Origin of the sequence: Lyngbya confervoides BDU141951 (assembly GCF_000817775.3) — a bacterium.
In the GTDB taxonomy this organism is placed as follows: Bacteria; Cyanobacteriota; Cyanobacteriia; order Thermosynechococcales; family Thermosynechococcaceae; genus Lyngbya; species Lyngbya confervoides.
Genome location: NZ_JTHE03000036.1, coordinates 1 through 5388 on the forward strand (window position 1 = coordinate 1; position 5388 = coordinate 5388).

Annotated in this window: 7 protein-coding genes and 1 pseudogene; 3 read left to right on the plus strand and 5 right to left on the minus strand. The window is 50.6% G+C overall.

The genetic code is table 11. The annotated features are described in order from the left end of the window. Positions 1 to 79 precede the first annotated feature (79 nt). Positions 80 to 364, plus strand: a pseudogene (locus QQ91_RS05465) (IS66 family transposase); the annotation flags it as partial. Here QQ91_RS05465 and QQ91_RS21800 read toward each other — a convergent pair. Further along, positions 312 to 860, minus strand: a complete 549-nt coding sequence (locus tag QQ91_RS21800; protein ID WP_375340939.1) for a M15 family metallopeptidase — start codon at positions 858 to 860, stop codon at positions 312 to 314. The pseudogene QQ91_RS05465 and the gene QQ91_RS21800 sit on opposite strands and share 53 nt — an antisense overlap. Before the next feature lie 19 nt (positions 861 to 879). Then, on the minus strand, positions 880 to 2379 hold the full coding sequence (locus QQ91_RS05470; RefSeq protein ID WP_166283964.1) for a serine/threonine protein kinase: 1500 nt from the start codon (positions 2377 to 2379) through the stop codon (positions 880 to 882). Positions 2380 to 2854: 475 nt separating this feature from the next. On the opposite strand from QQ91_RS05470, the gene QQ91_RS21805 reads away from it, so the two are divergent. Beyond that, positions 2855 to 2980 (plus strand): helix-turn-helix domain-containing protein, encoded by a 126-nt coding sequence (locus QQ91_RS21805; protein ID WP_236096267.1) that lies wholly within the window; start codon positions 2855 to 2857, stop codon positions 2978 to 2980. Here QQ91_RS21805 and QQ91_RS05475 read toward each other — a convergent pair. Continuing rightward, the gene (locus tag QQ91_RS05475; protein ID WP_166283972.1) at positions 2967 to 3938 is read right to left on the minus strand and encodes an NAD(P)-dependent alcohol dehydrogenase; all 972 of its coding nucleotides are present in this window, start codon (positions 3936 to 3938) and stop codon (positions 2967 to 2969) included. The two genes, QQ91_RS21805 and QQ91_RS05475, sit on opposite strands and share 14 nt — an antisense overlap. A gap of 200 nt (positions 3939 to 4138) precedes the next feature. Between QQ91_RS05475 and QQ91_RS05480 the strand changes: the two genes are divergently transcribed. Beyond that, positions 4139 to 4813 (plus strand): TetR/AcrR family transcriptional regulator C-terminal domain-containing protein, encoded by a 675-nt coding sequence (locus QQ91_RS05480; RefSeq protein ID WP_166283966.1) that lies wholly within the window; start codon positions 4139 to 4141, stop codon positions 4811 to 4813. Positions 4814 to 4879: 66 nt separating this feature from the next. Here the strand turns inward: QQ91_RS05480 and QQ91_RS21930 are convergent, their stop codons facing one another. Then, positions 4880 to 5026 carry a DUF8051 family protein gene (locus QQ91_RS21930; protein ID WP_510980326.1) on the minus strand — a complete coding sequence of 49 codons (147 nt, stop codon included), beginning with the start codon at positions 5024 to 5026 and terminating at the stop codon, positions 4880 to 4882. A 44-nt stretch (positions 5027 to 5070) separates the two neighbouring features. Then, on the minus strand, positions 5071 to 5247 hold the full coding sequence (locus tag QQ91_RS05485; RefSeq protein ID WP_166283968.1) for a hypothetical protein: 177 nt from the start codon (positions 5245 to 5247) through the stop codon (positions 5071 to 5073). Positions 5248 to 5388: the final 141 nt, after the last annotated feature.

The window sequence follows — 5388 nt, forward strand, 5'->3', positions numbered from 1 at the left end:
CTTGCAAAACTAGCTTATCTCCTCTTTTCGCAATCTTCAGAAATGACCTGATTTTTTTAAGCCTGAGTAGTTACCTCTCCCTCGTAATTTACTCAATCGTCTAGACACTCAAAAGGCTTCTGTCCTAGGCTTCATGTACAACTTTGACGTGCCCTTTGATAACAATCAGGCAGAGCGAGATTTACGAATGATGAAACTCAAACAAAAAATCTCGGGCTCTTTCCGCTCTCAGGCGGGAGGCAATATGTTCTGTCGTATTCGAGGGTATATTTCAACTTTGCGGAAGCAAGGACACAATGTCGTGGATGCTCTCATTGCTCTATTTTCTGGAAGCCCCAAACCTTTCTTACTTCAGCCTGAGTAGTTACGGCCCATCTCACAAAATGATCAACGGCTTGCTGAGGTCGGTAGCAATCATAGACTTTCAGAGAATAACCTTGAGACATCAATTCTTGTTGCACTTGATTTAATGCTTGGGCTGAGGCTCTGGTCAGTAGACATTTAGGAGACCGGTAGCCCTTAATCGGTTGCCCAACAAAGTTATAAGCTGTGTGGTAGCGGATATCAAGCTGAATTGTCGGAATCATTGCCTTAACATTGACAAAAAACTGGCTCCAGGCAAAGGGAGTGCTCTCTTGACCTTGCAGCTTCTCTTGATACCTATCCTCAGGCGCTTGTGAAGTGGCAGGGGCTACCTTAATCGGAGTCGTGGACGTGGACGTGGACGTGGACGTGGACGTGGACGTGGACGTGGGTGGATTTTCGATCGGTGTACAGCTTCCATTGAACGCCAGAGCAGTCAGCGATCCAAGCGCACAGAGGATCAAGAAACCGGGGGGGTTCAACGTATGCGTCAGCATAGAAATTCTTCACACCTCTCTAATTTCTTAGCTGGATGCGGTTATAGTACATATAGCCAAACTCACCATTTGATGTCCATACCGGCCACCATTCTGCATCTTCCTGGGGAATAGTGTAGAAAATCTCATTCTCGTTGACGATGGTTACGATGGGTGATTCAGTCCCCCGATCAGCCCGAATATTGGTGTATCCATCTGGGTCATTAATCACAGCAGGCACTCTCTGATCCTCAACCGGATCTACAATAGGTTCTGGGCTGACTGTATCTGTCGGAGTTGAGCTTGACCCGAGGTCTGGTTCTGGACTGTCACGCGTTGATAGTGGACTCTCAGTTATGGGCTCTGGATCCGTGCTTACTGAGACAGTCGGGCTTGAGGAGGAGGGTTGCTCTTCTTTCGAGATGAACTGTGACCACAGGAACAGAGCGATTAGGACAACACCAGCCATAATACTGCCAATCAGGATGGCCTTTTTCCAATCCCCCATGGAATGCGATGGCGGGTCTTGGAGCAAAGGCTGTGAATTCCAGTATGCTTGAGGCGCTGGAGACATCAGCGGGGACAGGTGAGATGGAACCCTAGGCTGAATGGGCGGCCCTACACCGTTGATCGGCGGCGACGAAAAGGAGTTCTGTCTTAAGGTATCCGCTGGGGAATTAACCAGCGTCTCCATTGCCTCCAGTGATTGCCGCATTTCCCAGGCGCTGGAAAAACGTTGCTGAACATGGATTGAGATCGCTCTATTCAGGACCTCGACCAAGCTGCTCCTCACCGTTGGCGCATACATTTCCCAGGCGACCCGACCCGTCTGTGGATCGGTTGCAAACTCCTGGGGACTTTTTTCCGTCAGCAAATAAATTGCGGTGAATCCTAAGCTGTAGAGGTCACTGCCATAGGTTGGACGACCCTCCATCTGTTCTGAGGACATAAACCCTGGGGTCCCAACTATTATTGACTGCTGACTGTTCCTTTGGGAATCAAAAACGGTTCCCAACACCTCCTTAACAGCCCCAAAATCTATCAGGACCGGTTTGCCATCTTCCTGACGCAGGATAACATTGTCTGGTTTGATATCACGGTGAACGATTTGCTTTTGGTGGATAAACTCCAATACCCGCAGAAGATTAATCAAAATCTGCCATACGCTTTGTTCTGCTAATGCCCCCTGTTGACGGACAACTTCTGTGAGAGTTTTGCCAACAATTAGCTCTTGAACCAGATAAAATCGACCGCCTTCATTAAAATAGGCATATAAATGAGGTATTTGGTCATTTTCTGAGCCAAGCTTCTCTAAGATCACAGCTTCCCGCTCAAATCTTTCGCACACCAATTGATAAACCTGAGGATCGTTTTCAACAGGCTTGAGTTGTTTGATCACACAGCGCCGATGTGACGGCATTTGGGTATCTTCCGCCAGAAAGGTGTTGCCAAACCCGCCAGAGCCTAGCACCTGTAAGATTTGGTAGCGGTTAGCCAACATCCGAATCGGTCCACCAGGAGAATCAACAGGGATATTCATGAGGGATATTCATTGCTTTCGCTTAACAAATCAACAAAATGAGATTAGAACTATGCTTCCAAGTGAATCATGCTCCACAACTCGTGCAAATGGGCTGAATTGAACAGCGCCTCCCCGTCCGTCGAGTCAACGTTAAAATTACCCAAAAATCGCTAACTGCAGGAGAGCGATCGCAAATCTTGAGGCATACCCCACCCCTCTCACAGTGCCAACTTTTACTGAGTCAACACCCAGAAGCCTTGTCGATTCTAAGTTTGGAAGATAGAAATGTGGATCCTGTGAGGAAAAAACAGATTGTATCCGAATGTTAACAACATCATGGGAATCTGTGGCATTCAGCTTCGCCATGGGTCGGCCAAGGGCGTGGGCAATCGCCTTCAGATCCTCAGTGGCGATTCCATATTTTCGGCAATAGGCGGGCCAGTCGTATTCGGGATACGTTATTCAGCGGCGCATAGAACACACTAAACGCCTTCTGAAAAACAGTGATCAGGCCGTCATCGATATTGTTCTGGAAGGTGGGTTCAACAGCCACAGCCATTGGAGTAAACAGTTCTGGCAGGTAACGGGCCTAACACCCAGGGAATTTAGACGCGGATAGCGACTTTTCCTGTTACATTGCGGTCTTCCAAATAGCGAATTGCCGCTGGACCTTCCTCCAGGAGAAAAGTCCGGTCGATAAACGGGGCAAGTTTGCCAGCTTCAGCAAGGTTTTTAAGAGCCACTAAATCGGCGTGATTCGGCTTCGATTCCAAACTTTTCACCTTTTTCCCGGCAGCCTTAGACACAAACGGACCCAGCGCCAGCGCCCGCAGAAAATCCCCCGTAGAGCCGCCTACTACAACATAGGTACCCGTAGCTGTCAAAATGGGCAGATAGGCCGAAAAGGGACGGAAGGCTGCTGCATCGAGGATCAGGTCGTACTGTTTCCCCGCTAAAGTGACATCGGTTTGGGTATAGTCGATTACCTGGTCTGCGCCGAGCCGAGCAACCATCTCGGCTTTGCGAGTGCGGGCAACGCCAGTCACTTCTGCACCCAAAGCTTTAGCAATTTGTACCGCAAAGGAACCCACTCCACCAGAAGCTCCCAGCACCAGAACTTTTTGCCCCGCCTGGAGGTGCCCTACATCCCGCAGCGCCTGCAGTGCTGCTAAGCCAGAGACGGGAATGGTCGCGGCTTCCTCGAAATTCAAATTATTGGGCTTGAGAGCCAACGATTCCTCTGGAGCACAGGCATATTCTGCAAAACCCCCAAATCCTGATTCGGAAAGATCTCCAAACACCTCATCCCCCGGCTGGAATTGGGTAACTGCCTTGCCCACGGCTTCCACCCGTCCAGCAATGGCCGAGCCAAGAATGGCGTGCTTGGGCTTACGCAACCCGCCGTACATCAGTCGAATCAGAAAGGGCATGCCTCGCATCAGGTGCCAAACCCCCGCATCTACAGAAGCCGCATGGACTTTGACGAGCACACCTTGGTCAGGGACAAGGGGCGTTTCAACCTCAGCCAGACTCAACACATCGGGGGATCCATATTCGCTCTGAACAATAGCTTTCATGGTGCGAACCTCAGACATGGGGACAGAAGAACTGGGAACTTGCATCAGGCGACCTCCGCTTGAACAGAAACAAAGGAATCAAAAAAACCTGGACTTACAGTGTAAGTTTAACTTACGGCGTAAGTTTGTCAACATAGAAAACAGTCTCCCGCCCCAAGTGCTGATATAGCAGTCGTTTGCATTGATGTAGAACCGTAACGATGCCTCAAACACCGTCCTCAGAATCCACTGTTCCGCTTCCCCTCAGTCGGGAGCGCATTTTGCAGGTTGCCCTTCAGAAAGCGGACACAGAAGGGATTGAAGCGTTGTCCATGCGTAAGCTGGCTCAGGCGTTGGGGGTGAAGGCCATGTCTCTCTATAACCACGTTGCCCATAAAGACGACATGGTGGATGGCATGGTCGATCTGGTGGTAGGAGAAATTGAGCTACCCAGCCTGGAGGTAAATTGGAAAACCGCCATGCGGCAACGGGCCATCTCAGCCCATACCGTACTGTTGCGCCACCCCTGGGCCACCCTGGCGCTGATGTCGCGGGTCAATGTAGGGCCTGCCATGTTGCGCTATGTGGATGCCACCCTGGCCTGTCTGGTGGAAGCAGGCTTCTCTTACCCCATGGCCGATTATGCCTGGAATGCCCTCGACAGCCACATCTATGGCTTTACGCTGCAAGCCCTAAACTTTCCCTTCGAAGCGGAAGAGTATGCGGCGGTAGCCAAAGACTATGTGTCGATGGTTCCGCCTGAAAAATATCCCTACCTGAACCAACTGACCCACCAAGTCATGGATGGTCGCCATGATGGGTTGCACAACTTTGAGTTTGGGCTAAGCTTACTGCTCGACGGATTGGCAACCTGGGTGGATTCTCATAAGCAATAAGGGACCGCCGCTAATCTGAGCGGACCGAAACTTAGCGGCCTCCATACCCTGGGATCTAGATTAATGTTAAAGAGCCCAGCGCTCAGACTTCAGGACACAGTAAATCAGTAGCAGACTGCCCAATCCCAAGGTCGCCAAAGATATGTTGAAGATCCCTAACGTGAGGGGATTAATATGGCTAAAACTACGGGTTTCGACGACCCCAGGGCGCAGGGCCTGCGCCCCTACCTGGGGATATTTTCTTGCTCACAATTCTGCTAAGCCATCTGAATAAGGGTTGCAGCCGCAGGGCTTTGACGCATCATTGCCACCACGATCGCCCCTTCCACCAGCAGCAACAATTGCTCAGCCACCGCCTCAGGATTGGCGATTTCGGCGGCCTGCACCAGTTGCAGAATGTAGTCATAAATCGCCTGTGGATGGGCGATCGCCACCTGATATCCCGGATGTTCCTGGTTCTAATTTAATTTGTGTTTCCTAGGGTACCCCGTCCCCAGAGCATTGAGAGATGAGGCGATGAGTAGGTTGCGCAACCAATCCTCGTGATAGCTGAAGCCATTGAGCTGTTCAAACGG

Bases quoted from the DNA above. Each gene is read 5' to 3' on its own strand.
- QQ91_RS05470 (WP_166283964.1), bottom strand. From the start codon at position 2,379: ATGAATATCCCTGTTGATTCTCCTGGTGGACCGATTCGGATGTTGGCT.
- QQ91_RS05480 (WP_166283966.1), top strand. From the start codon at position 4,139: ATGCCTCAAACACCGTCCTCAGAATCCACTGTTCCGCTTCCCCTCAGT.
- QQ91_RS21800 (WP_375340939.1), bottom strand. From the start codon at position 860: ATGCTGACGCATACGTTGAACCCCCCCGGTTTCTTGATCCTCTGTGCG.
- QQ91_RS05475 (WP_166283972.1), bottom strand. From the start codon at position 3,938: ATGAAAGCTATTGTTCAGAGCGAATATGGATCCCCCGATGTGTTGAGT.